We start from the raw sequence: 21,461 nt of genomic DNA, 5'->3' as shown, positions 1-21,461 counted from the left end.
CCGGAGCCCGCCAACAAATCACATACGACACGAAGGGCTCAAGGTGCCTAACACCGCAGACGGTCACTGGTTCTTCAGTCGCGGGCAGTTGGCTCGTGACGGGTGGGAGTCTGTGGTCGACTCGTCGATCGACTCGTGGAGGTATACCGGTATCCGGGTCACCGCGCTAGACCACGCCGAGGCCGTGCTCGAGGCTGACGCCGTCGAACGCGTGATCGTGCCACTCAGCGGTTCGTTCAGCGTGAGCTACCGAACGGACGCGTCGGCCGCCGTGGCCGTTCAGGCGCTCGCAGGTCGCGCCTCCGTCTTCGACGGGCCGACCGATGTGCTCTATCTTTCGATCGGCACGAGCGCGGTGATAACGGGCAGTGGGCGCGTCGCCGTGGCGGAGGCGCCGGCGGCAGTCGCGCATCCCGTGGCCTACATTCCGGCATCGGAGGTGCCCGTGGAGTTGCGCGGCGCCGGACGCTCGAGTCGGCAGGTGCACAACTTCGGCACACCTGACTCGCTCACGGCCGACAGCCTGATCGTCTGCGAAGTCATCACCCCCGCGGAGAACTGGTCGAGCTATCCGCCGCACAAGCACGACGAGTCGATCGCTGGCCGCGAATCACGCCTCGAGGAGGTCTACTACTTCGAGACGGCAGTGACCCGTGGGGCGATCGCGCCCCCTGAGGCCGCGCCCTTCGGCTATATGCGCACGTCCGCCTCTTCGGCCGGCCCGATCGATACGCTCGCCGAGGTGCACACCGGAGACATCGCGCTCGTTCCGTACGGCTGGCACGGGCCGTGTGTCGCGGCTCCCGGTTACGACCTCTACTACCTCAACGTGATGGCGGGTCCGGACGCCGAACGCAGCTGGCTGATCACCGACTCGCCTGAGCACGCCTGGATTCGCCGCACCTGGGTGGGTCAGGATGTCGATGGCCGGCTTCCCTACACCGCAGCATCCGTCGCAGCACCACAGACAGGCACACTCCCATGACTACTCGCAGAATGACTGTCAGCCAGGCGCTCATCGAATTCCTCGCTCACCAGTGGACAGTGGATGGCGACCATCGGGAACGAACGATCGCGGGCACGTTCGGCATCTTCGGCCACGGCAATGTCTCGGGTATCGGTCAGGCACTCGGGCAGCTCGCGCATGACGAGCCCGGCCTGATGCCCTATCACCAGGCACGCAACGAGCAGGCGATGGTGCACGAATCAGTGGGCTACTCACGCATGACCCGGCGTCGCTCTACCTTCGCGTGTGCATCCTCCGTCGGTCCGGGCGCCACCAACATGCTCACCGGTGCAGCGCTCGCCACAGTCAACCGCCTCCCGGTTCTCCTGTTGCCCTCGGACACGTTCGCCACCCGAGTCTCCGACCCCGTGCTCCAGCAACTCGAACTCCCTCAGGATGCGAGCATCAGCGTCAACGACGCGTTCAAGCCACTGTCGCGGTTCTTCGACCGGGTGCAGCGACCCGAGCAGTTGTTCTCGGCGGCGCTCGGCGCGATGCGCGTGCTTACCGATCCCGTCGAGACCGGCGCAGTCACGATTGCCCTTCCCGAGGACGTTCAGGCCGAGGTCGTCGATGTGCCGGCGGAGTTCCTCGCCGATCGCGAGTGGCGACTGCGTCGTCCTCGGCCCGACGCCGGGGTCATAGCGGAGGTCGTGCGCGCGATCCGCGGTTCGTCGCGACCCCTTATTGTCGCCGGCGGGGGCGTGATCTACTCGGATGCCGCGGCAGCCCTTCGCACGCTCGTCGAGTCAACGGGCATCCCTGTTGGCGTCTCGCAGGCCGGCGTCGGCACACTGCCGTGGGACCACCCGCAATATCTCGGGTCTGTCGGCGCCACGGGGACCGTTGCAGCGAACCGCGCCGCAGCGGAAGCAGACCTCGTTATCGGCATTGGCACACGCTACGGCGACTTCACCACCGCCAGTCGAAGTGCGTTCCAGAACCCCGGTGTGCGTTTCGTCAATATCAATGTCGCCTCATTCGACGCGGCCAAGCATGGCAGCGCCATCCCCGTGGTGGCCGACGCCCGCGAAGCGATCATCCAGCTTAATCTGGGCCTCGCCGGGCACCGCGTCAACGCGGGCTTCGTCGCCGAGTATTCGCACCAGAAGAGGCTGTGGAACGACGTCGTCGATGCAGCACTCGCACCGAGCGGCCGGGATCTGCCGAGCCAGTCCGAAATCATTGGCGCCGTCCAGGCAGCCTCGGATCCCCGTGATGTGGTGGTCGCCGCGGCGGGATCCCTGCCGGGCGACCTGCATAAGCTCTGGCGGGCTCGGGACGACCTCGGCTACCACGTCGAATACGGCTACTCCTGCATGGGCTATGAGATTGCTGGGGGAATTGGCGTTGCGCGGGCTGACAGTACGCGCGATGCGATTGTGATGGTCGGCGACGGCTCGTACCTGATGATGCACACGGAGATCGTTTCAGCGGTCGCCGAGCGCATCAAGCTCATCATCGTTCTTGTCCAGAACCACGGCTATGCGTCGATTGGGCACCTGAGTGAGACCCTCGGCTCGCAGCGTTTCGGCACCCAGTACCGCTATCGCGACGCGCACGGCGCCGTCGGGTCGGGCGACATCCTGCCGATCGACCTCGCGACGAACGCAGAGAGCCTGGGAATCCGAGTGATCAGGGTCGAGCCTGGGCCCGGCGCCATCGTTGATCTCGCCGAGGCCGTCGCAGACGCGAAGGCCTCCGACCGCGCGACGCTGATCCACATCAACAGCGATCCCCTGCTCTACTCGCCCGACGGCCAGGGGTGGTGGGACGTTCCCGTTGCGGAAGTTTCTACACTCGACAGCACGCGCAACGCTCGCGCCGAGTACGTGGAGCAACGCAAGAGCCAGAGGGCGTATTTCGGTCCTTCCTAAGCCACGATGTCAATCGCGGTGTCTCGCAACCAGGCTGCGCGACACCGGTTGCGTGACGCTCGTCTTGGTTGCGCGAACCAATACCAGGCGATCGGGATGCAGCGGGGGCAGATCTAGCCCGACGTCTTCGAGAGCGCGGCCGCTGAGCTCCACACCCTCGAGGCGCATCCAACCGGGTCGGCTCGTGAGTTGGGGATATCCATCGCCGGGCGCCTGCACGCTGAAGTGATAGATGGAATCAGTGTCGAGCCCCGGCAGTGGAACTCGGCCGTATGGCTGGGAGAGTGGACGCCCGGGCGCGGCAAGCATGAAAAGGAAATCACCGGGCGCGCAGCTGTCATCAAGTCTCATCCTTGGAATCGTGGGTCGGGCTGAGGTACTTATCGACAAGGGTGATCTCGAACGAATACAGGTCGGGGCGGTAAGCGTGGTGGCCGAATTCGACCGCCTGACCCGCGTTGTCGTATGCCGCGCGATCCATGGTCAGCACAGGCCCGTGCTTGTCCACCTGGAGCAGCTGGCTTTCCGAAGAACTCGCGCGCCTCGCACCGATGTTTTGACGAGCAACGCGGATGGAGACCCCGCGGTCTCTGAGCACCTGATAGAGGCCGTGCTGCTGGAGAACCGCTTCACTTATGTCGGTGAACTCTTCCGGAAGGAAGTTCTCCAGCAGGGCGAGCGGCACCCCGTCTGCCCGTCGAAGCCGTTTTATGCGGAGCACGGGCGAATCGAGCTCAACGCCGAGTCGCTCCACCGCGCGGGCATCCGCCGCGATCACCTCATGCAAGAGCAAATCCGTAGTGGGAGCGCGATTGTCGCGGGCGAGGTCTTCGTAAAGACTTGTGAGCTCGACCTTGCGGGTGACCTGCCCGTGCACGACCTGGGTGCCAATCCCGCGACGACGCACAAGGAGACCTTTATCCACCAGGTCCTGGATTGCCTGTCGAATAGTCGGACGGGACAACCCGAGTCGTTCGCCGAGGGCTACCTCGTTCTCAAGCCGAGATCCGGGAGGAATACGCCCGTCGAGGATGGCGCTCTCGATACGGGTCGCGATCTGGAAGTAAAGCGGAACTGGCCCCGACCGGTCCAGATCCGTGAGGAGACTGCTCGGGAGCATGTGTGCTTGCCGCGGCACTGCGGGCTTCAGGTCAGAGATTTCAGCGACTTCTTTCCGGTCGATATGTACGAACATATTATCGAAGAGCTAACCCGGGCGGGAAGGTCAGGCGGCGACACGTGGCGCACGGAAACGCAGAGCCAGCAGCTCGAACGGACGGAGGGAGAGCTCGATCCGACGCGTGGCGACGTCCTTAATCGCTGTCCCCTGCATCGCACGCTCCAACAGGTCGGTCGCAGACACGTGGCCCTAGTCGATCGAGGTGTCAGGGGCGCCGCGGAACGGTTACCGTGCGCATCATAGAGGCGGACCACGAGATCGCCACTGCCATCGGCCCCGAGGGCAGACTTTGCCGATACCCGTCAGCGATGGCCTCCGGAATTCCGCCCGGGCGCAGGCTCACAGTGAACTCATACTCTCCCCGGTCTGCGCCCGGGTCCGGGTATCGCGGCGCTCGCGAGAGCGATAGCCTCGCCACGGCCTTCGGGCGACCGGACGGCGCGGTGGCCGTGCGGATGTCATGTCCGTAGACGACATTGTTGGCGATAGCCACGCCCCATGACGGCTCGCCGATCTGTATCCATCGATGCGCGATGATCTCGAACCGGGCTGCGTCCCACGAAGTATTGTGGTGAATCGGGCGGTCCAGGTGACCGAACTGGATCTCCGACGCCGCGCGATCTACGCGAACGTCGACGGGGAAGGCGAGTTTCAGCAACTTCTGCGATTCGTGCCAGTCGATGGCGTACGCCAGATCGACTCGTCCGTCAACGACCCTGATACGCACTTCTGCGACAGCGGCGCCGAACTCGTGGCGAATCGCCACCGTATCGTCGTCCATCAGCACGGAAACAGGGTCGAGCAGCTCGCGCCCCGAGCGCTGGTCTTCCTCGTTGATGTCCCATCCTTCCCACTCCCGCGGGGTGTCGCGCAGCAACTGCAGCACTCCCCCGCCAGCGCCTCAAGCGACGCGTCGATGACGTCACCGAGCGACGCCGCGACCCGCGCGTACCCCGCCTCGGCATCCTGATGAATCCACGCGATCGAGGTGCCGGGCGGGATGTCGTGGAACTGCAGGAGCAATACCGTACGCCAGGCGTCCCTCAACTGGTCCGCGGGATACGGCGTACCTCGCAGGATGGCGGCCGTCGACGCCCGCACCTCGGCCTGCCGCAAGAGTGCCTCGCTGCGGCGGTTGCCCTGTTTCGTCTTGTGCTGGGATACAAGCGTGCAGCTCGCCGACCCACACCGCAGGGTGGGTCAGTTCGGCTTCCGCGGCCCGAAAGAAGGAATGCGAGTCGGATAATTCGACTCGGGGCGAGCCCTCGAGGTCACGTTTACGCGCGGCCTGCGCAAGCATCTCGCGCGTGCCACCGCCGCCATCGCCCCCGCGCCGCATTCCCTCGCAGGGCAGAACGTCTACTAACCCGTCGAGAGTGGCGACATCCTGAAGCAGTTCCCCGACGACAAGATCGCGACGGGCAAGTTCCAGTCGTTCTAGACGGTAGTGCGGTTCACCGCCGGAGGTGGCCCTGTCACCAAGAAGCGTCGGCTCGTACCCGTACGGGACCTGCAGCATCGGGTTTGCCGCCGCCTCCACCAGGAACCGGAACGAACCCGGCTCCGATACCGGCACCCAGGAGTTGAGCGGCTCGATTGCTTTCACAATCGACCCGTCGATGCGGTAGACCGTCGCCTCGGCTTGAAATCCCGGCTGAGTGCCGGTGAACCCGAGGTCAACGACAAGCTCCGCCTCACCTGCCGCCCATTCTGTGGGCACTTTGCCTCTGACATCGAACCACACAGTGTCCCACGGCCGGTCCCAACGTGAGCCGACCGCCCAAGCGCGCACGTCCACCGCCCGCGTCTCCCGGTACGCGGCCGGATTGATGCGGAACCGGGCGAACGGGCGAATGCGGAGCATGGTGAGCGCAGTCGCATCCCGCAGCAGCTGTCCTCCCTCGGCGGATCCCTCTGTCACGCTCAGCTATTCCGCGGCGCGATGGGCTCGCGAGTGTAGTAGTCGATGAGTTGTCCGCCCGGCGCGGGCAGCACGGGCCGGTCGAATTCACCCGTCAGGTACATAGGAGTAACGACATAGGGTTCGCGAGCTTTCTCGGGACGCGCCCACTGCACGCCGTTCGCGATGACTCGCTGCACATCCGGGTGGTGATACACCGGATAAATCTCGTCGCCAGGGCTGAAGTAGAAGACGCGCCCGTACCCTCGCCGGTAGGTCACACCGCTCCGGAACACCTCACCGCCCGAAAAGCTGCTGATAAACACGAGCTCGTCGGGTTCCGGGATGTCGAAGTACTCGCCGTACATTTCCTGCCCGGGAATGACGATCGGCTGGGGCACGCCCTCGGTAATCGGATGCCGCGGCGCAATGGTCCAGACCAGCTCGCTGTCGCCGTCATTGCGCCAACGCAGACTGCACGTGGTGCCCATAAGCCGACGGAAGATCTTGGAGTGGTGCCCCGAATGCAACACGATGATCCCCATGCCCTCGAGCACGTGACGATGGATGCGTTCGACCACCTCATCCTCGACCTCCTCGTGAGCGGTGTGGCCCCACCAGAGAAGCACATCGGTGGCAGCGAGAGTCTCCTCGGTCATGCCGTGCTCGGGCTCGTCGAGAACCCGCGTCGACACGACGACATTGTCACCGAGCATGCTTCGAATGCCTTCCGCGATCGTGCTGTGCATGCCATCGGGGTAGATTCCGAGCACGACAGGGTTGATCTGCTCGTGTCGGTTCTCGCCCCAGACGACTACTCGGATCGGTTCGGTATTGGTCACAGAGCGCCTCCTGACGCGATATCGGCAGGAACGGATCCCCATGCCGGGCTGGTGATGGCCTCAGCGGCGCTGGACCAGGAGCGAAGTAGCTCGGCCACATCATCGCGCTGCTCGTCGACTATGGCCTGGGCGAGCGACTCTTCGAGCAGGTCGTCTAGGACAACGCGGTCGCCTCCGCGCTCGCTGCTACGGATGGCCCCCTCCACCATCGCGAGACTGAGCAGGTTGGCGCGTACCTCGTTCTGCGGTGTGGTGCCCGCACGCAGGGATACCACGAACTCCTCGAGCGAACCCTCGATGCCCTCTCGCCGATCGGGCACGTTGAACGGGATGTCTTCCGCGTCGACACGCACGACGGTGTCGCCGTCCCACGCCGCAGCACCGCGCTCGGCGTAGACGTGCCAATCCGCGTTCCAGGAGGTCTGCAGACCTGGAGTGGCCCGGCTTCCCGCATAGACAAATCGCGCCCCCGAGGCCAGTTCGAACTCGGCAGTGGCAGCAGCGTGGCCGGCGAACCAGCTCCACGGTGGATTCCACGAACTGCATCGCACCGCTATTGGCTCATCGTTGACGAGGTAGCGGAGCTGGTCGAAATGGTGGATGGACATGTCCACGAGGAGCGGATGATCCATTTGCTCGCGGAAGCCCGGCTCGTGGTCGGCGTGAAAGAATTCGGCGTGGATCGCGCCAAGCGACCCGAGGGCGCCGACGGCCTCGCGATACGCGGCAAGGTGATTGAAATATCGACGCGACTGGCTCACCATGAGCAAACTGCCGGTGAGGTCCGCGAGCGCCACCTGGCGCAGCGCCTCGGCCACTGTGGGCGCCAATGGTTTCTCGCACAACACAGGAAGTCCCGCGCGCAACGCCTGCTCGTTGACGATTCGGTGGGCCTGCGGGATTGTCACGTTCACCACTGCCTGGGCGCCTGCCCGCTCGGCGACCTCAACAACCGAGGCACCCACCACGATGTCGAGTCCCAGGGAAGCGACGGCAGCGGCCGCGAGGTCAAGATCCAGGTCCACAACGCCGACGGGCGCCGCGCTGTGCGACTTCACCAGCATGCGCAACCACTCTTTACCCATGGCACCGGCGCCCACCACGACCACCGGCAAACGATCGTCCAGCGAGCTCGAGTCGTTCGCGGGATCGTTCACAGTGGTCATCCTTTCACCGCCCCGCCGAGGCTGGAGCGGAGCAGGTTCTTGCGTACGAAAATGTAGAGCACGGCCGGCGGAATGACGTAAACGATCGCGCTCGCGGCGAGGAGGCCCCAATCGACCTGATTGTGCTCGCTGAAGGCGCGGAACAGACCGATCGACAGGGGGTAGAGGTCCTGGTTCTGCAGCATCACGAGCGGGGTGAGGAAGTCTCCCCACACGCCCATGAAGGTGAGCATCGCAGCGGCACCGAGACCTGGCCCGGCAAGCGGTAAGACGATCCGTCGGATCGCCTGGAAGCGCGTATTCCCGTCGACCCAGGCGGCCTCCTCCAGTTCGATGGGTACGGCCGAGATCGTGCCTTTGAGCAGCCACAGCGTCACCGGAAGCTGCAGTACGGCCTCGACCAGGATGAGCCCATACAGAGTGTCTGTGAGGTTCAGGTTCACCATGATCAGGTAGAGAGCCACGATCGTGGCCGGTGCCGGGATCACCCTGATCAGCAGGATGCCGAACATGAACGCGCGTCGCCCGGGAAACTGGAAACGGGCCAGGGCGTACCCACCCGCGAGTCCCAGGACGAGGTTGAGCGCGGTCGCGCCGATCCCGATAATGAGGCTATTGACCAGCAGCCGCGGAGTTCCGGAGTTCGTAAAGAAGCCCACGAAATTCTCGAAAGACCATGCCGGCCATTGCACATTCGGCCCGGCGTTCCCATCCACAGAACTCAGCACCACCCACGCGAACGGCACTACGCAGAAGAGCACTAGCAGCGCGATGAGAACATAGCCCAAAACCCTTTGCACGACGGTGACGGGCCGCAGCGGACGCCGCCGGTAGCGCCGCACAGGAGCCACGTCTTGTTTGGCCCGACGAGTGGCGATAGATGTCATTTCATACCTCCACTTTCGAGAGCCGTACGTAGGACAGACCGAGCACCAGCACGATGATCAGCAGGATTATCGAGGCCGCGCTACCGATCCCGATCTGGGAGAACTGCAGTGCGCGTTCGTAGATGTAGATGGCCGCGATTCGCGTCTGGCCGCCCGGGCCGCCCTGGGTGAGGAAGTAGACGAGTCCGAAAACGCCGACGGTGCTGATCGTCGTCAAAAGGAGGTAGAGGAATACCGGTCCGCGGATGAGCGGGAGTGTCACGTAGCGGAAGACCTGCAGTGCCTTGGCACCGTCTATGCGTGCAGCCTCGATGAGTTCGGCTGGCACTTCTTCGAGAGCTGCCTGGAACATGATCATGGCGAACGCGACCCCGCGCCAGATGTTGACGATGATGACCGAGGCAAGCGGCACCACCTGGAGCCAGTCGGTCGGAGCGCCCCCGAAGAGTGAGGTCAGCTGGTTCAACGTGCCGGACGAGTTGTTCGACAGCACGCTCGCCCAGGTGAGCGAGGCCACCACCTCCGGCACCACCATGGGCATGAGCACGGCGGCGCCGAAGATGCCTTTGCCGCGTAGCCATGGCCGGCTGAGCAGGATCGCCGCGACCATGCCGAGCACGGTCTGGCCGATGATGGCCGAATAGAGCACGAACTGGCCGGTCTGGCCGAGCGAGCTGAGGAAGTCAGCGTTCGTCAGCAGGTAGACGTAGTTCTGGAAACCGACGAACTTCGGGTCTCGCGCAGCGAATCCCGTCAGCTGCGTGTTGGTGAAGCTGAGGTAGAAACTGTAAATCGCGGGCGCCACGATGAATAGTGCGATGAGCGCTGCGGCCGGGCCGAGCAGAATGAGCACGAAGGGCCATGTGCGCTGCTTGCCGCGCCGCTTTGGCGACGCCGGCCGAGTGGCCGTCGCCGCCGAAGCGGGTGGGTTGATAATCGAGGTCACTACTTGACCAAATCTGGACCGAGCAGGTCCGTCGCATTCTTCACGAAGGACTTGTATGCTTCGGCACCGGACGCTTTGCCAGAGAGAATCAGTTCGGTCGCGCTGGCGACAGCCTGCGAAATCTGATCTGAACCGTCTCCTGTCGCCACGTAGACGCTCGTTTTGAGGTCCTTCGTGGCCTGCAGCAGCTTGGGCTCCTCAGAGAAGGGCTTCACGTTCGTGAGGTCGTCTCGCGGCGACGCGGCTCCGGCGGACTGGAGCTGCTCGGCGAGGGGCACCCCGGTGGTGAGGTATTCCGCAAACAGCATGGCGGCGTCCTTGCGCTGAGACTTCTCCGGGATCGTGTAGCCGAACCCGAGGCTGCTCCAGCCGTAGGGCTTGTCTCCGCTCTTGAGAGCCGGGTACTGCCAGGTGTCGACCTTCTGGTAGAGGTCGGCGATCGGCGACTGGCCCTGGGGGCCCCAGTCGTACTTCCAGCCCCACGTCCCCTGAGCGGAGACCTGGAGTTTACCGGCCGGGAACTTGTCGTACTTCGTGGGCTCCCACGGGTTCGGGTTTTCGAGGTCTTGCACGGGGAGGAGGCCCTTGGTCACGAGCTCGCTGTAAAGGTTGAACGTCGCGAGCCATCCGGGGCTCTTGAGGTCCCACTTGCCCGACTTGACGTTGTAGTATTTCGGATCGGTGCCACTGAGGATCGGCTGGAAGCCTTCGGTCCACGTGCCTCCACCCCATGCGCTGCCTGCCGGGACGACGAGCGGCGGTTCACCCGTCTTGTCCTTGATCTCGACGAGACGGGCGATCAGATCCTTCCACGTCGCCGGCTGGGCGGTGGAAATACCAGATTGCGTGAGGATATCTTTGCGGTAGAAGAAGTTCGAGACGCCGGTGTCGTGCATGAGGCTGTAGATCTTGCCGTCCTGGCGGACCATCGCCTTACGGAACTGCGGGAGGTAGTGATCCCAGCCGCTCCACTTGTCGAGGTAGCTGCCAAGCGGGGCGAGATAGCCCGCCGCCGCGAATCCGGGGATCATGTTCTCGCCCATATCGACGATGTCGGGAGCTTGGCCGGAGATGAACTGCTGGGTGATCTTGGTCTTGAACTGGTCATCGGTCAGCACGTCTTCAATGAGCTTGACTTTGATGCTCTTCCCCTGCTTCTTCATCGCCGACTCGAAGCCAGGAATCAGTTTCTTGAGGTCATCGATTCGGGTCTGCTTCTGCTCGAGGATGGTGATTGTCACAGGGCCATTGCTACCGTCGGTGCTGCTGCTGCCGCTGCTCGCGGAGCAGGCAGTGAGCCCGCCCGCGACGACCAGGGTAGCAACGACGGCCGCGATCACGCGAGTGCGCTTCATTGCGGTACCTCTCTCCGCTTTCTCCCTTTGGCTACTTTGCCTATTCGATGGGATAAAGCGTGGATTTCATGTTAGGACAAAGTTTGGGTGTGGTCAAGATGACTGCAATTAGTGACATTCTTTGTCTAAGAGAATCCTTGAGCCGGAATAACGTTCACCTGTCTTAAATCGATTCGATAGGGTTGTGAATGCGGGACGGCGCGGTCGGCACAGCGGGTCCGCAGGGCGCACGGTCAACGCATTGCGGGAGGCACGATGTTCAGGGGCAGCAATCTCCCTCGTCTTGCTGACTACAACCAGGCCGTGGTTCTCGACCTGATTCGTCGTGACCCCGGGCAGAGCCGGGCCGACCTGCAACGAACCTCGGGCCTGGCCTCTCAGACCGTCTCGAACATCACGCGTCGACTCATCGATGCTGAACTGGTCAGCGAGGGCGAGCGAAGCGACCCCGCTCGGGGGCGACCCAGCATCCCGCTCGTCGTCAACGGCGGCGGTGCCTTCGCTGTTGGTGTGCATATGGACCCCGCGCGGCTCACTGTTCTGCTCCTCGACGTCGCAGGCGAGGTACGTCAGCTGCGTCAGCTTCGAACTCCCCAGGCCGCCGGGCCGAGCGAGATGACGGCACTTCTGGCCGTGACCACAGGTCGCCTCATCCGCGAAGCCGGCGTGGACCGCGATCGTGTGCTGGGGCTCGGGATCGCCGTGCCCGGACCACTCGACGTGCGCACCGGCGTCGTTCTGGACCCGCCTCAGTTGCCCAAGTGGCGTGACGTGCGGTTGCGCGCCGACCTCCACGACGCGACCGGCATGCCCGTGCTCCTCGACAAGGATGTCACTGCGGCGGCGGTCGCGGAGTTGCGCACGTCCGCCTTTGCTGACTTCCTGTTCGTGTACCTCGGATCCGGGGTCGGCGCCTCGGTGGTCACGCAGGGCCAGGTGCTTCGTGGCGCGAGCAACAACATCGGCGAGATCGGCGACATCCTCGTCGACGCCGCAGCGGAAGATCTGGGCTGGAGCGGCCGGCGCGGAGGGCTCGCCGCCGCCTGCGTGCCAGAGGCGCTGGTCATACAGGCCGCTGAGGCGCGCCTTCTGCCGCTTCCCAACCTGACCGACTACCTCGCTATCGATGACGCGTGCACCGCACTCTGCGAATTGGCCGCAGCCGGCGAGGTCGCGGCGTCCGCCATCCTGTGTCGCGCCGCGAGGCGGGTCGCAGTGGGGATCGGTGTGCTCGTCAACTTCCTCGACGTGCCGCGGGTCGTGCTCGGGGGGCCCACCTGGAATCGCCTCAGCGCCACCTTCCTCCCCGTGCTCGAAGAAGCTGTGCGCAGCGAACTCGTGGTCTCCCGCGAGGCGCTCCGCGTGGTGGGTTCGTCCGTCGGCGAACACACTGCCGCTCAGGGCGCCGCCGAACTGGTGCTCGATCACTTCCTCGCCCCCAGGGCGAGCGTTCTGGTCATGGGCTGACGCCGCTGCTCATTCCACGCTGACAGCATCAGTGGAGCATCCTATAGCGACCTTCGACGAGACGTCGGATGACGTCGATCGCGAGTTTCGGTTTGCGATTCTCCTCGCGGAACATAGATCCCGGACACGGGCTACGAGACACAACACGCCGTTTTTGAGCCGCGTTGCGGGAGTGTCCTGCGGACGGTCATTGACGGACGCAACCGTATGGCGGGAAGGGATCGCGGTGTGGGCGCTGCGACTTCCCTACTCGCGGATGTCAGTCGTTTCCAGGGATGTCGGACGATACTTCGAATGCCCGTAACGCGGTTGGCTGCCATTTTTCCCAAGTCTGAACCCGGTTCGCATAGATGGCGGCGATCGACCCAAATGATTTGCCCAGTAGCAGCCGGTGGGGAGGCTCTACCGAGTCGACCAGCTCAAGTATTGCCTGCGCAGTCGCCTTCGGGTCCCCTACCTCCCACTCGTGTTCGGAGGCCTCCCGGATAGAGTCGTAGGCCGGGTTCGGTGCACTGGAAACGGAGCCGCGCCCTAACCAGTTGGTGGCATACGGCCCCGGCTCAACATTCGTTATGCGGATACCGAACGGTTCCACCTCCTGCCACAGGGCTTCGGACAGTCCCTCGAGCGCCCACTTCGAGGCGTGGTACGCACCAATTCCGGGGAACGCCCGAATGCCGCCTTCACTGGTGATCTGGAGAATATGGCCGTGTCCCTGCTCGCGCATGATGGGCAGGGCAGCCTGCGTTACCCACACCGCGCCGAAGAGGTTCGTCTCGAGCTGGTTGCGTAGCTCCTGCTCGGTAACCTCTTCCACCATCCCGAAGTGACCGTAGCCAGCATTGTTGATCACAACATCGAGCGAGCCGAAGTGTTCGGCGGTGCGCTGCACGGCGGCGAAAACTTGCGCGCGGTCGGTGACATCGAGTTCGAGGGTCAGCACGCGGTCTCCGTACTGTTCCGCCAGGTCCTGGATCGACCGGAGAGAGCGGGCCGTCGCTGCCACGCGATCGCCCCGGTTGAGGGCCGCTTCCGCCCAAATCCGTCCGAATCCGCTCGAACTCCCGGTAATGAACCACGTCTTGGTCATCGGGGTATCCTTTCAATCGACCATCCAAGACTCTGGGAAAGTACGATATTCCACCAGCGACAACCTCGAATAGCGGACATTCCATAACGGACTGCGAGATCCTGAGTACATGCCAGATCCCAGCATCACCGGACTTCGTGTTCTCCGTGCGGTAACCGACACCGGCTCGTTCACCGCGGCCGCCGAAACCCTCGGATACACCCAATCCGCCGTCTCCAAGCAGATGCACACCCTGGAGCTCGCTACTGGTACCGTCCTCTTCCGGCGCACACCCCGCGGCGTCGAGCTCACGGTCGCCGGGCAGGTGCTGGCCTCACGCTCCGCAACAGTTCTTAACGAGTTGGATGCGGCGAGCCGCGAGCTTTCGGGACTCTCCAACGAGATCTCAGGCAAGGTAGCGCTCGGCGCCTTCCCGACAGCGGCAATGCGTCTCGTTCCGCTGGTCATCAAGCAGCTCCGCCTCGACCACCCGGATCTGACCCTGGAATTCCAGGAGGCGTCATCTCCCACTCAACTCGGCCGCCTGCGCGCCGGCAGCCTCGACGTGGCCATCGTCGCGGTTGGCACCGGATTGGCTGACTACGATTTCGCTGGCCTTCGCACTGACGAGATAGCCGGCGGGCCACTCATGATCGCCGTCCCCGAGGACCATCCGTTCGCGCGGGCCCGGTGGGTGCCGGTTGCCGATCTCGAGGACCAACCTTGGATAGTCGGTGGCGGCGCGCGGGACGACCCTCAGTTTGGGGCGTGGCCAACACTGGTTTCGCCTCACATCGCCTTCACCGTTCGGGATTGGCCAACCCGATTCGGCTTCGTCGAAGCGAGGCTGGGCATAACAACAATCCCCGCCATCGCCAGTACCAGCGTGCCCCGAGGCATCCGCACGGTTCGCGTCGATGATCCGTCTTGGAAGGGTCGGCACTCGGTCGTCGCGACCCGGGACGACCGCTCTGATGCGACCGCTCTCGTCGCAAACGCCGTAGCCCTCACAGCAGCCCAACTCCACGCGAGCGACTAATCAGGATTGGCCCGTGTCCAACCCCAACGACCGTTCCCGGCGTGTTCTAGGTCCGGCCACTTATCAATGCGAAAACTAAGCCACCCAGCCCTGCGACTCACACCTTCAGCTCGTCCGTAGGAGGCGCGATCATCCCGCTTTACGTCGAGCGGGTCAAACGCATGACCACACGTTCGCGGCCGTATCGCTAACAATGGTGGCGTGGGAGTGCTCGCAGGCCCTAAGTCCGACTACCGGGCGCTGAACTGGTCGATGAGGCGGCTGATGCGTTCATTGAATTTATCTGGCCGGATCCTTCCGTTACGGCCAAGCATAATCAGCCCGTGTAACGCGGCCCAAAGAACTTCGGTGAGAATATCGATGTCCCGCTCCACCGCGATCATGGCCACGGCCGCCCGCAGCTCGCCGTAAGCGGCCGGCAGTGGCGGGGGTGCGTCATCACCGCCGAAGCTCAGACGGGTGACCCTAGTGAACATCACATCGTAGAGGGCCGGGTTCTCGATGGCGTAGGAGGTGTAAGCGCGGGCAACTGCTCCGACGGCGTCCTCCGGGGAGGCATCGCGTCGTGCATGGGTAAGGGCATCGGTGAGCTCGTCGAAGCCTTCGAGGGCGACCGCTTCGGCGAGATCCTCGAGCGACGCGAAGTGCTTGTAGATGACGGGCTGGCTGTACTCGATCTCTGCCGACAATCGGCGTGTCGTGACGACATCCCAACTCTCCTTCTCCGCCAATGCCCGGGCGGTCGACGTGATGAGACGGCGCTGCGCAGTTCGCTCGCGGAGGCGACGATCGTCGATGGTCATATGTAATAGTAGCAGCGCTAGTCGTGAGAGCGTCGCTATTGACACTGCCTTTGTGAATGGTTAGCGTTGCTAGTGGTTAGCGGCGCTAGCCATCTATCGAGAGGGAGCAGAACATGGCGATGAACGAAGAGGCACTAGCCCGGACCTACCTCAAAATGCTCAATACACACGAGCCCGACTTGGTCGACGAGTTCGTCGCCGAGGACTACATCAACCACAACCCGACCGTTGCCGACGGACGTGAAGCCAACAGGGAGTTCTGGACCGCGTTCTTCGCCGGCCTCTCAGATCTGACCGCAACGATGGAGGACCTCATCATCTCCGGCGACCGTGTCGTTGGTCGCTTCATCTACCGCGGGACCCATGCGGCTGAGCTTCTCGGCATCCCAGCCAGCGGCAACAAGGTGGAGATGCGCAGCATCGACATCTGGCGCGTCAAGGACGGCTTGTTCGTTGAGCACTGGGACGAACTGAACCTCCTAGAGGTTTTCCAACAGGTGGGGGTCATCCCCCAAGATCCTGGAAGCCCTCGCCCACGGTTACGGGCTTGATCCGACCGGGACCACGTATCTGCTCTCTCTCAGCGAGCCATCAGCGGAACGATCGCGGAGGCGGCCGAGACGCGAAACGGTCCCTAAGGGCATCAGCAAACTTCTCTCATCCCTGCATTTGCCCGCGTTTATTGAGGGACGGTACGTCGATGGTCTCGCCGCAAACCCACTCGCCACCGCCTTATCACCACGTCTGGTGATGGGCGATAACGGGTCTGCTGTCGGTTGGGACTGCTGTCGAACGCGTTGACCTTGAAACGCGCCAGCCAGCGACCCGGAGCTCCATTCCGCCAGCGTACGTAGAGGGGCCCTCCGCGCGCGTGCATCTTGAGCCCGTCTGACCGCTCGAAGTCGGTGGCGCTATCCCTCGGCCTGCCGGCAATACCCGCAGATGGCCGCGATGGTCGCGATCATGTCCCTCTGCGTCGGACTACTCGCGACACCGTGTCTGTTGGTGCCTGTTCCGGTCATAGAGCCAGTGCCACCGTTTGAAATGGGACGACCGCACCCGGGTCACGGAGGTACTGGGATTAATGCTGAGGGCAGACGTAGTCCGCGGTCGGGTTAGCTGACGATGAGGCTGATTCCGAGCGCGAGGACCGCCGCGCCTTGCAACATCGCACGGAGCACGATGATGCGATCCCAGCCAGCTTGAAGAGCCCGGGTGTTGGCCGGGGTCTCGTGCGCATCGGCGGACGCAGTCAGAACGCGGTTGATGGGCGCGCTGATGCGTGGGTAGAGCACGGTCCACACGAGCAGTAGAACGAGAGCGATTCCTGCAGCGAGGGCTTGGGGAAGGTTCCCGCCGATCGCGGCGAGCACACCTGCTGCTGCGCTGGCGGCGAGGTCGATCACTCTCACCACTACGTCATTCGTAGCGGAGCGCCTCGATGGGGTTCTGCCTGGATGCGCGCCGGGCGGGGAGTGTTCCTGCGAGGAACGCGATCAGCATGACGACGATGATGATGGTTGCGATTGAGGTGGGTGCGAACTGTAGGAGGTGCAGTCCGGGTAGGCCGGAGAGGAGTCCACCGGCGAGAGCTCCGCTGATAAGAGTTCCGATTCCGATCGCCACTCCCGCCCCGATGGCGCTTCCGAGGAAGCCGATGAAGACAGCTTCGAGGCTGAAGAGGGTGAATATTCTGCCTCCGCCCATTCCCATGGCTTTCATGAGTCCGATTTCGCGGGTGCGTTCTTGCACGCTCATCAGCAGCGTGTTGATGATGCCAAACCCAGCCGCGATCAGGGCGATGATCGCGAATGCGTCGAGGACTCCGACAATGCCGTTGATGACCGTTTCAAAGGACCCGAGTTGGTCCGCCACAGTTTGCGCAGAGTAGCTTTTGTCAGCAAGTGCCTTCTTCAGCGCGGTGATCTGCGCCGGACTGGAGGAGGAGTCGAAGGTAATCGTGGCTGATGCGTAGCTGGACGTGACGGTCGCCGGTTTGCCCGTAGCTTGAACGTTCTCCAATTTGTTGGTCAATGCGGTGTTGGCTGAGACGCCGCCGCCGAATAGTGTGGCGTTTTGCACCCCAACCACCGTCGCGTTCACAACATGCTGCGCACCGGCATAGTCGGTGATTCCCACGGTAACCGATTGTCCGATCGCCTCTTTTGCGCTGGTGAAACCGACATTGTGCAGGTAGGTGGTGGGGAGGAGCACTTCGGACGCGGATGTGCTGTTGTCCAGTTGACGGCCGCTGGCCAGGTCGGCTTTGGTGAGTGCTGCGTTGTCGTTGAGGCTCATGACATATTTCCCGTGTCCGGGGGCTTGGATGTAGTCCGGGCTCACCTGGACTGATGGCGCGACGGTAAGCACTCCGCTAATCGGTTTGATTTTCGTGATGTCGCTAGCGGTAAGCACGTTTGTATCGGTAGGGGGGCCTTGGACTCTGCCTTGAGTTGTTGCGCCGCTGGTCTTAGGGTCGTATTTTTTCGGGCCGGTGTTCGTTGAACTGGATGCGTCGGCGGCTTTTGTCACGGTCATGACATTGGTTGCGCCGATCGAGGACACCTGAGTGTTGATGTAGTCCGAGACGCCGGTACCGATCGCGGAGGTGATGGTGAGGGTGAAGGCGCCGATGAAGATGGCAACAACAGTGAGGGTGGTGCGAAGTTTGCTGCGGAAAGTGCTGGCGATAGCTGTAGTGAGGATGTCTTGGAATTTCATGCGGAAAGCTCCTGCTCGAGAATGAGGCCGTCTTTGACAAATATGCTGCGATCGCAGCGCGCCGCGAGGTCCGCGTCGTGGGTGACGAGAACCAATGTGATGCCGCGGTCTTTTTTCAGGTCGAGAAGGATGTCCTCGACGACGGCTCCGGTAGCGGAGTCAAGGTTGCCGGTGGGCTCATCGGCGAAGATGACGCTCGGTTCATTGACCAGCGCACGAGCGATGACGACTCGCTGCTTCTGTCCGCCGGACAGATCGGTTGCATTGCTTTTGGCTTTGTCGGACATGTCCAGCGCATCCAGCGCCTCCATGGCTTGTATTTTGCGGGCTCGTGACCCGATGCCGGCGATCTTCAACGGCAACATGACGTTGTCGAGGACGCTGGTGTTGGGGACGAGGAAGAATTGTTGGAAAACAAAACCGAAGGTGTGGTTTCGCGTCGTGTTCAAGATGCGCCCTTTGAGCCGTGCAGCATCATCCCCGTTCAGGAGGATTTCTCCGGATGTCGGCCGGTCGAGAAGCGCGAGTAGGTGCATGAGGGTGGATTTACCGGATCCGCTTTTGCCGACGATGGCTAGGCTCTCCCCCCGCCCAATGGACAAGGTGACGCCTTTGAGCGCATCGAAACGGTTGGACCCCTTTCCGTATGACTTGTGAAGATCCTTAGTTTCCAAAACCGCTTCAGACATGTGCCTCTCCGGAAGTGCTCAGTGGTGTGCACCGATCCCGGTGCTCTACTTAGAGTGCCCGCTGCCCGCGGGTTCGGCATCCGCCCGGCGGAGACACGTGCCTACCACCATTGGAGTATTTCGGCCTACCGGTCTGCTGCGGCAATCTGCGGCAGCGCTCCGCTGTATCCGGACGAGTCAGGAATCCACACTTCCGTCGGCTCGATGCCGAACTCTTCGAGGAAGAACTGCTTACCCTGGAGGAACTGCCTTGCCAAAGATTCGCCACTCGGCAGATTTGAATCCGGCTCTACCCACTGCCCACCGACCGGCACGAAGCGGCCCTCCGCCAGACGTTGCTTCACTCGGGCAAACAGTGCGGGATGGTCCTGCTTGAGCCAGGCATACTGCTGGGCGGAGCTCGCCGAAAAGGTGAAGTCGCCGTTTTCCTCGAGCAATCTCAGCACGTTGCTAAAGGTGCGGGCAACCTTGCGGCGCGTCTCCCAGATCGGCCACAACCAGGCGCTGTCGATGTGCGCGTGGCCGACCGCATGGATGCGGTGGGCCGATGCGTGAGCCGGGTGGGCAAGCGCCTCCAACAGAGGGGCGCGAGCACTCCCGACGGTACCCACCACATCCTGCGGATCAATCAGATCGAGCGCCGCATCTATTGCATACAAAATCTTGGCTCGGCGAGGAAGGGAGTCCGGCAGTTGCTCGGCGAGACCTGCGAGCACAGCGAGATCCTGAAGGAATTCCCACACCTGGCGATTCCAGTGCGCGATTGCGAGACGGCGCAGGCGGTAAAGCGGCTCACCCGGGATGACGGGCCGCTCGGCGAACGGTGTTTGTTCGAAGGAGAAGCCCCGTCCGATATCCGGGTTGCTGGCCGCCTCGATGTATAGCTCAACGCTCTGCCCCGGTTCTGCGCCAAGTGTGACCGCCCGATTGAGCGGCTCGATGGCCGAGATGATGTCACCGTCGGCACTCCAGATAAGTGCCTCCGCCTGAAAGCCTGGAATTCCGTCAATGAATCCGAGGTCGACAACAAGCTCCACCCGGTCGCTCGACGGGATGTCCCATTGCGTCGGTACCGTGCCGGTGACGTGAAACCAGGTCATACCCCATGGCGCGCCGATGGTGAACTCTTCGAATTGCTGCAGGACCGCCTCTGAGAACGGCACCGGCTCCCCCGGTGCTTCCCAGGCCTCGATATGCACTTTAACCTCAGCACCGTGTACGGCAAGGGCGCTCGATCACGCAGGAAGCGAACCAGCCGAGGCAGGATGAGATTCGAACGGTCATGCATGGGCTCTCCAGTATCGCAACGAGTGAATCGTCATTTCTCTGCCCCTGCCACCATTCCCTTGAGGAAGTAGCGCTGCAGCACGAGGTAGGCAAGTAAGACCGGAACTACCGAAATGAGAGCCGCTGCTGCTGCAGCGCCGAGATTGCTGCCCTGACTTGCGACGAAGGTGCTGATGGTCGGGGCAATTGTTCGCACATCGGGACTGCGGAGCACGAAGACACTCAACGCATACTCGTTCCAGATAGACACACTGGTAAGAATGATGACTGTTGCCGTCACCGGCTTGAGCATCGGAAAAACCACCTGGAACAGCGTCTGGGTCGTGCTTGCCCCATCGACGGTGGCAGCCTCTTCGATGGCGATGGGCAAGCCCCTCATGAACGCCGCATAGAGGAAGACGCTCAGCGGCAATTGGGTAACCACCATAATGACGATTGCACCCCAGTACGTGTTGATTCCTCCAAGCTGGTTAAGCAGGCCAAGAGCGGCACCAGGATGCTGAGCGGCGGGATCATGATGAGTCCGACGATTGCGCTGAAGACCACTCGGTTGCCGAGCGTGGTGCGTCTGGCCAACGGATACGCGGTGAGTGCACCCAGCAGACAGATGATGGCCGTGCTGACAGCCTCTCCGTCAGCTGATCATCGCCATGCTCCTACCCCCTCGAGGACGGCGTCAATGAGGACGCTGTCGACGGCACGACGTTCGATGGTGCTCCTGTAATAGAGAGGACCGATCAGCAGAGCTGCAGCAGCCTCCGTCGGAACGGGCAAGACGACCTCACCCCGGGCTTGCGCTGTGGCGAGAGCGGCGGCGAGACGCTGGGCCAGGGTCGCCGCAAACTGCTGTCTTCGTGCATCAATTTTCGCATCCCACAGCGCAGCGTTGGCAAGCGTGGTGGTGACTGCCCGCACGTCGTCTTGCTCGAGCTGTCGGGCTAGTGACATCAGCTCGTTTCGAAACCAGCTCCGGTCGGGCGTGGCGGCGCTGGCGAAAAAGGGCATCGGGACCGTGGTCATCGCTTCCGCGAGAAGCTGATCGGCGCGCGGCCAGTGCCGGTAGACCGTCGCACGGCCGATGCCCGCACGTGCGGCAACCTGCGCATGCGTCACGGCGGCGGGTCCTCCGCTGCGCAAAAGCTCCGTCGCCGCGCTCAACATCGCCTCCCTACTGCGAAGGAATCTCGGATCAGTCTGAACGCTCACACGGCGAGCTTACGAGACAAC

General features: G+C 63.0%; 23 protein-coding genes and 1 pseudogene. 5 read left to right on the top strand and 19 right to left on the bottom strand.

All coding sequences use genetic code 11. The features are described 5' to 3' along the window. The first annotated feature begins 43 nt into the window (after positions 1–43). Positions 44–985 (top strand): 5-deoxy-glucuronate isomerase, encoded by a 942-nt coding sequence (iolB, locus tag ABIB56_RS03090; RefSeq protein ID WP_354567412.1) that lies wholly within the window; start codon positions 44–46, stop codon positions 983–985. Beyond that, positions 982–2,883, top strand: coding sequence for a 3D-(3,5/4)-trihydroxycyclohexane-1,2-dione acylhydrolase (decyclizing) (gene iolD, locus ABIB56_RS03085; RefSeq protein WP_354567410.1), 1,902 nt, complete (start codon positions 982–984; stop codon positions 2,881–2,883). The genes iolB and iolD overlap by 4 nt, the downstream gene beginning before the upstream one ends. Before the next feature lie 9 nt (positions 2,884–2,892). Here the strand turns inward: iolD and ABIB56_RS03080 are convergent, their stop codons facing one another. The 11 genes and pseudogenes from ABIB56_RS03080 to ABIB56_RS03035 all read right to left on the bottom strand — a co-directional run bounded on the left by ABIB56_RS03080 (position 2,893) and on the right by ABIB56_RS03035 (position 11,159). Next, complete coding sequence (locus ABIB56_RS03080) at positions 2,893–3,234, bottom strand: hypothetical protein (protein ID WP_354567409.1); 342 nt, start codon at positions 3,232–3,234, stop codon at positions 2,893–2,895. Beyond that, positions 3,224–4,003, bottom strand: a complete 780-nt coding sequence (locus ABIB56_RS03075) for a GntR family transcriptional regulator (protein WP_354567408.1) — start codon at positions 4,001–4,003, stop codon at positions 3,224–3,226. Before ABIB56_RS03075 ends, ABIB56_RS03080 begins: the two co-directional genes overlap by 11 nt. A gap of 105 nt (positions 4,004–4,108) precedes the next feature. Then, positions 4,109–4,246 (bottom strand): hypothetical protein, encoded by a 138-nt coding sequence (locus ABIB56_RS03070; RefSeq protein WP_354567407.1) that lies wholly within the window; start codon positions 4,244–4,246, stop codon positions 4,109–4,111. 22 nt (positions 4,247–4,268) lie between these two features. Then, complete coding sequence (locus tag ABIB56_RS03065; protein ID WP_354567406.1) at positions 4,269–4,949, bottom strand: glycoside hydrolase family 38 C-terminal domain-containing protein; 681 nt, start codon at positions 4,947–4,949, stop codon at positions 4,269–4,271. Beyond that, positions 4,844–5,179, bottom strand: coding sequence for a hypothetical protein (locus tag ABIB56_RS03060; protein ID WP_354567405.1), 336 nt, complete (start codon positions 5,177–5,179; stop codon positions 4,844–4,846). Before ABIB56_RS03060 ends, ABIB56_RS03065 begins: the two co-directional genes overlap by 106 nt. Before the next feature lie 316 nt (positions 5,180–5,495). Continuing rightward, a pseudogene (locus ABIB56_RS18465) lies at positions 5,496–5,927 on the bottom strand (alpha-mannosidase); the annotation flags it as partial. A gap of 59 nt (positions 5,928–5,986) precedes the next feature. Further along, positions 5,987–6,805: a ThuA domain-containing protein gene (locus ABIB56_RS03055; protein WP_354567404.1), complete on the bottom strand. Its 819-nt coding sequence runs from the start codon at positions 6,803–6,805 to the stop codon at positions 5,987–5,989. Continuing rightward, positions 6,802–7,962, bottom strand: a complete 1,161-nt coding sequence (locus ABIB56_RS03050) for a Gfo/Idh/MocA family protein (RefSeq protein ID WP_354567403.1) — start codon at positions 7,960–7,962, stop codon at positions 6,802–6,804. The genes ABIB56_RS03055 and ABIB56_RS03050 overlap by 4 nt, the downstream gene beginning before the upstream one ends. Positions 7,963–7,967: 5 nt before the next feature. Beyond that, positions 7,968–8,858, bottom strand: a complete 891-nt coding sequence (locus tag ABIB56_RS03045; RefSeq protein ID WP_354567402.1) for a carbohydrate ABC transporter permease — start codon at positions 8,856–8,858, stop codon at positions 7,968–7,970. 1 nt (position 8,859) lies between these two features. After that, a complete protein-coding gene (locus ABIB56_RS03040; protein ID WP_354567401.1) occupies positions 8,860–9,804 on the bottom strand; it encodes a carbohydrate ABC transporter permease in 945 nt (314 codons plus the stop codon). Further along, the gene (locus ABIB56_RS03035) at positions 9,804–11,159 is read right to left on the bottom strand and encodes an ABC transporter substrate-binding protein (protein WP_354567399.1); all 1,356 of its coding nucleotides are present in this window, start codon (positions 11,157–11,159) and stop codon (positions 9,804–9,806) included. Before ABIB56_RS03035 ends, ABIB56_RS03040 begins: the two co-directional genes overlap by 1 nt. A 255-nt stretch (positions 11,160–11,414) precedes the next feature. Between ABIB56_RS03035 and ABIB56_RS03030 the strand changes: the two genes are divergently transcribed. After that, entirely contained in the window at positions 11,415–12,626 is a 1,212-nt protein-coding gene (locus ABIB56_RS03030) for an ROK family transcriptional regulator (RefSeq protein ID WP_354567398.1), read from the top strand. 259 nt (positions 12,627–12,885) lie between these two features. Here ABIB56_RS03030 and ABIB56_RS03025 read toward each other — a convergent pair whose 3' ends face one another. Further along, complete coding sequence (locus tag ABIB56_RS03025) at positions 12,886–13,716, bottom strand: SDR family NAD(P)-dependent oxidoreductase (RefSeq protein WP_354567397.1); 831 nt, start codon at positions 13,714–13,716, stop codon at positions 12,886–12,888. A 109-nt stretch (positions 13,717–13,825) separates the two neighbouring features. Here ABIB56_RS03025 and ABIB56_RS03020 point away from each other — a divergent pair, with 109 nt between their 5' ends. Next, positions 13,826–14,734, top strand: coding sequence for a LysR family transcriptional regulator (locus ABIB56_RS03020; RefSeq protein ID WP_354567396.1), 909 nt, complete (start codon positions 13,826–13,828; stop codon positions 14,732–14,734). Positions 14,735–14,964: 230 nt separating this feature from the next. Here ABIB56_RS03020 and ABIB56_RS03015 read toward each other — a convergent pair whose 3' ends face one another. Next, positions 14,965–15,537 (bottom strand): TetR/AcrR family transcriptional regulator, encoded by a 573-nt coding sequence (locus ABIB56_RS03015; RefSeq protein ID WP_354567395.1) that lies wholly within the window; start codon positions 15,535–15,537, stop codon positions 14,965–14,967. Between the two features lie 113 nt (positions 15,538–15,650). Here ABIB56_RS03015 and ABIB56_RS03010 point away from each other — a divergent pair, with 113 nt between their 5' ends. Then, complete coding sequence (locus tag ABIB56_RS03010; protein WP_354567394.1) at positions 15,651–16,088, top strand: ester cyclase; 438 nt, start codon at positions 15,651–15,653, stop codon at positions 16,086–16,088. A gap of 564 nt (positions 16,089–16,652) precedes the next feature. Here the strand turns inward: ABIB56_RS03010 and ABIB56_RS03005 are convergent. The 6 genes from ABIB56_RS03005 to ABIB56_RS02980 form a co-directional block, all read right to left on the bottom strand. After that, entirely contained in the window at positions 16,653–16,949 is a 297-nt protein-coding gene (locus ABIB56_RS03005) for a hypothetical protein (protein ID WP_354567393.1), read from the bottom strand. A 7-nt stretch (positions 16,950–16,956) separates the two neighbouring features. Further along, positions 16,957–18,258, bottom strand: coding sequence for an ABC transporter permease (locus ABIB56_RS03000; RefSeq protein WP_354567392.1), 1,302 nt, complete (start codon positions 18,256–18,258; stop codon positions 16,957–16,959). Next, complete coding sequence (locus ABIB56_RS02995) at positions 18,255–18,947, bottom strand: ABC transporter ATP-binding protein (RefSeq protein WP_354567391.1); 693 nt, start codon at positions 18,945–18,947, stop codon at positions 18,255–18,257. The genes ABIB56_RS03000 and ABIB56_RS02995 overlap by 4 nt, the downstream gene beginning before the upstream one ends. Positions 18,948–19,072: 125 nt before the next feature. Further along, positions 19,073–20,146 (bottom strand): glycoside hydrolase family 38 N-terminal domain-containing protein, encoded by a 1,074-nt coding sequence (locus ABIB56_RS02990; RefSeq protein ID WP_354567389.1) that lies wholly within the window; start codon positions 20,144–20,146, stop codon positions 19,073–19,075. A gap of 119 nt (positions 20,147–20,265) precedes the next feature. Then, a complete protein-coding gene (locus ABIB56_RS02985) occupies positions 20,266–20,691 on the bottom strand; it encodes a carbohydrate ABC transporter permease (protein ID WP_354567566.1) in 426 nt (141 codons plus the stop codon). 185 nt (positions 20,692–20,876) lie between these two features. Further along, positions 20,877–21,440 carry a TetR/AcrR family transcriptional regulator gene (locus ABIB56_RS02980; RefSeq protein ID WP_354567388.1) on the bottom strand — a complete coding sequence of 188 codons (564 nt, stop codon included), beginning with the start codon at positions 21,438–21,440 and terminating at the stop codon, positions 20,877–20,879. Positions 21,441–21,461 lie beyond the last annotated feature (21 nt).

The sequence above is a fragment of the Glaciihabitans sp. UYNi722 genome, from assembly GCF_040549465.1.
Lineage (GTDB): Bacteria > Actinomycetota > Actinomycetes > Actinomycetales > Microbacteriaceae > Lacisediminihabitans.
Note: the sequence above shows the minus strand (reverse complement) of the source record. Positions and strands in the feature narration are given on the sequence as shown.

Coding starts and splice junctions, on each gene's coding strand:
- iolD (WP_354567410.1), top strand. CDS start 982: ATGACTACTCGCAGAATGACTGTCAGCCAGGCGCTCATCGAATTCCTC.
- ABIB56_RS03080 (WP_354567409.1), bottom strand. CDS start 3,234: ATGAGACTTGATGACAGCTGCGCGCCCGGTGATTTCCTTTTCATGCTT.
- ABIB56_RS03075 (WP_354567408.1), bottom strand. CDS start 4,003: ATGCTCCCGAGCAGTCTCCTCACGGATCTGGACCGGTCGGGGCCAGTT.
- ABIB56_RS03045 (WP_354567402.1), bottom strand. CDS start 8,858: ATGACATCTATCGCCACTCGTCGGGCCAAACAAGACGTGGCTCCTGTG.
- ABIB56_RS03035 (WP_354567399.1), bottom strand. CDS start 11,159: ATGAAGCGCACTCGCGTGATCGCGGCCGTCGTTGCTACCCTGGTCGTC.
- ABIB56_RS03030 (WP_354567398.1), top strand. CDS start 11,415: ATGTTCAGGGGCAGCAATCTCCCTCGTCTTGCTGACTACAACCAGGCC.
- ABIB56_RS03025 (WP_354567397.1), bottom strand. CDS start 13,716: ATGACCAAGACGTGGTTCATTACCGGGAGTTCGAGCGGATTCGGACGG.
- ABIB56_RS03020 (WP_354567396.1), top strand. CDS start 13,826: ATGCCAGATCCCAGCATCACCGGACTTCGTGTTCTCCGTGCGGTAACC.
- ABIB56_RS03015 (WP_354567395.1), bottom strand. CDS start 15,537: ATGACCATCGACGATCGTCGCCTCCGCGAGCGAACTGCGCAGCGCCGT.
- ABIB56_RS03010 (WP_354567394.1), top strand. CDS start 15,651: ATGGCGATGAACGAAGAGGCACTAGCCCGGACCTACCTCAAAATGCTC.
- ABIB56_RS03000 (WP_354567392.1), bottom strand. CDS start 18,258: ATGAAATTCCAAGACATCCTCACTACAGCTATCGCCAGCACTTTCCGC.
- ABIB56_RS02995 (WP_354567391.1), bottom strand. CDS start 18,947: ATGTCTGAAGCGGTTTTGGAAACTAAGGATCTTCACAAGTCATACGGA.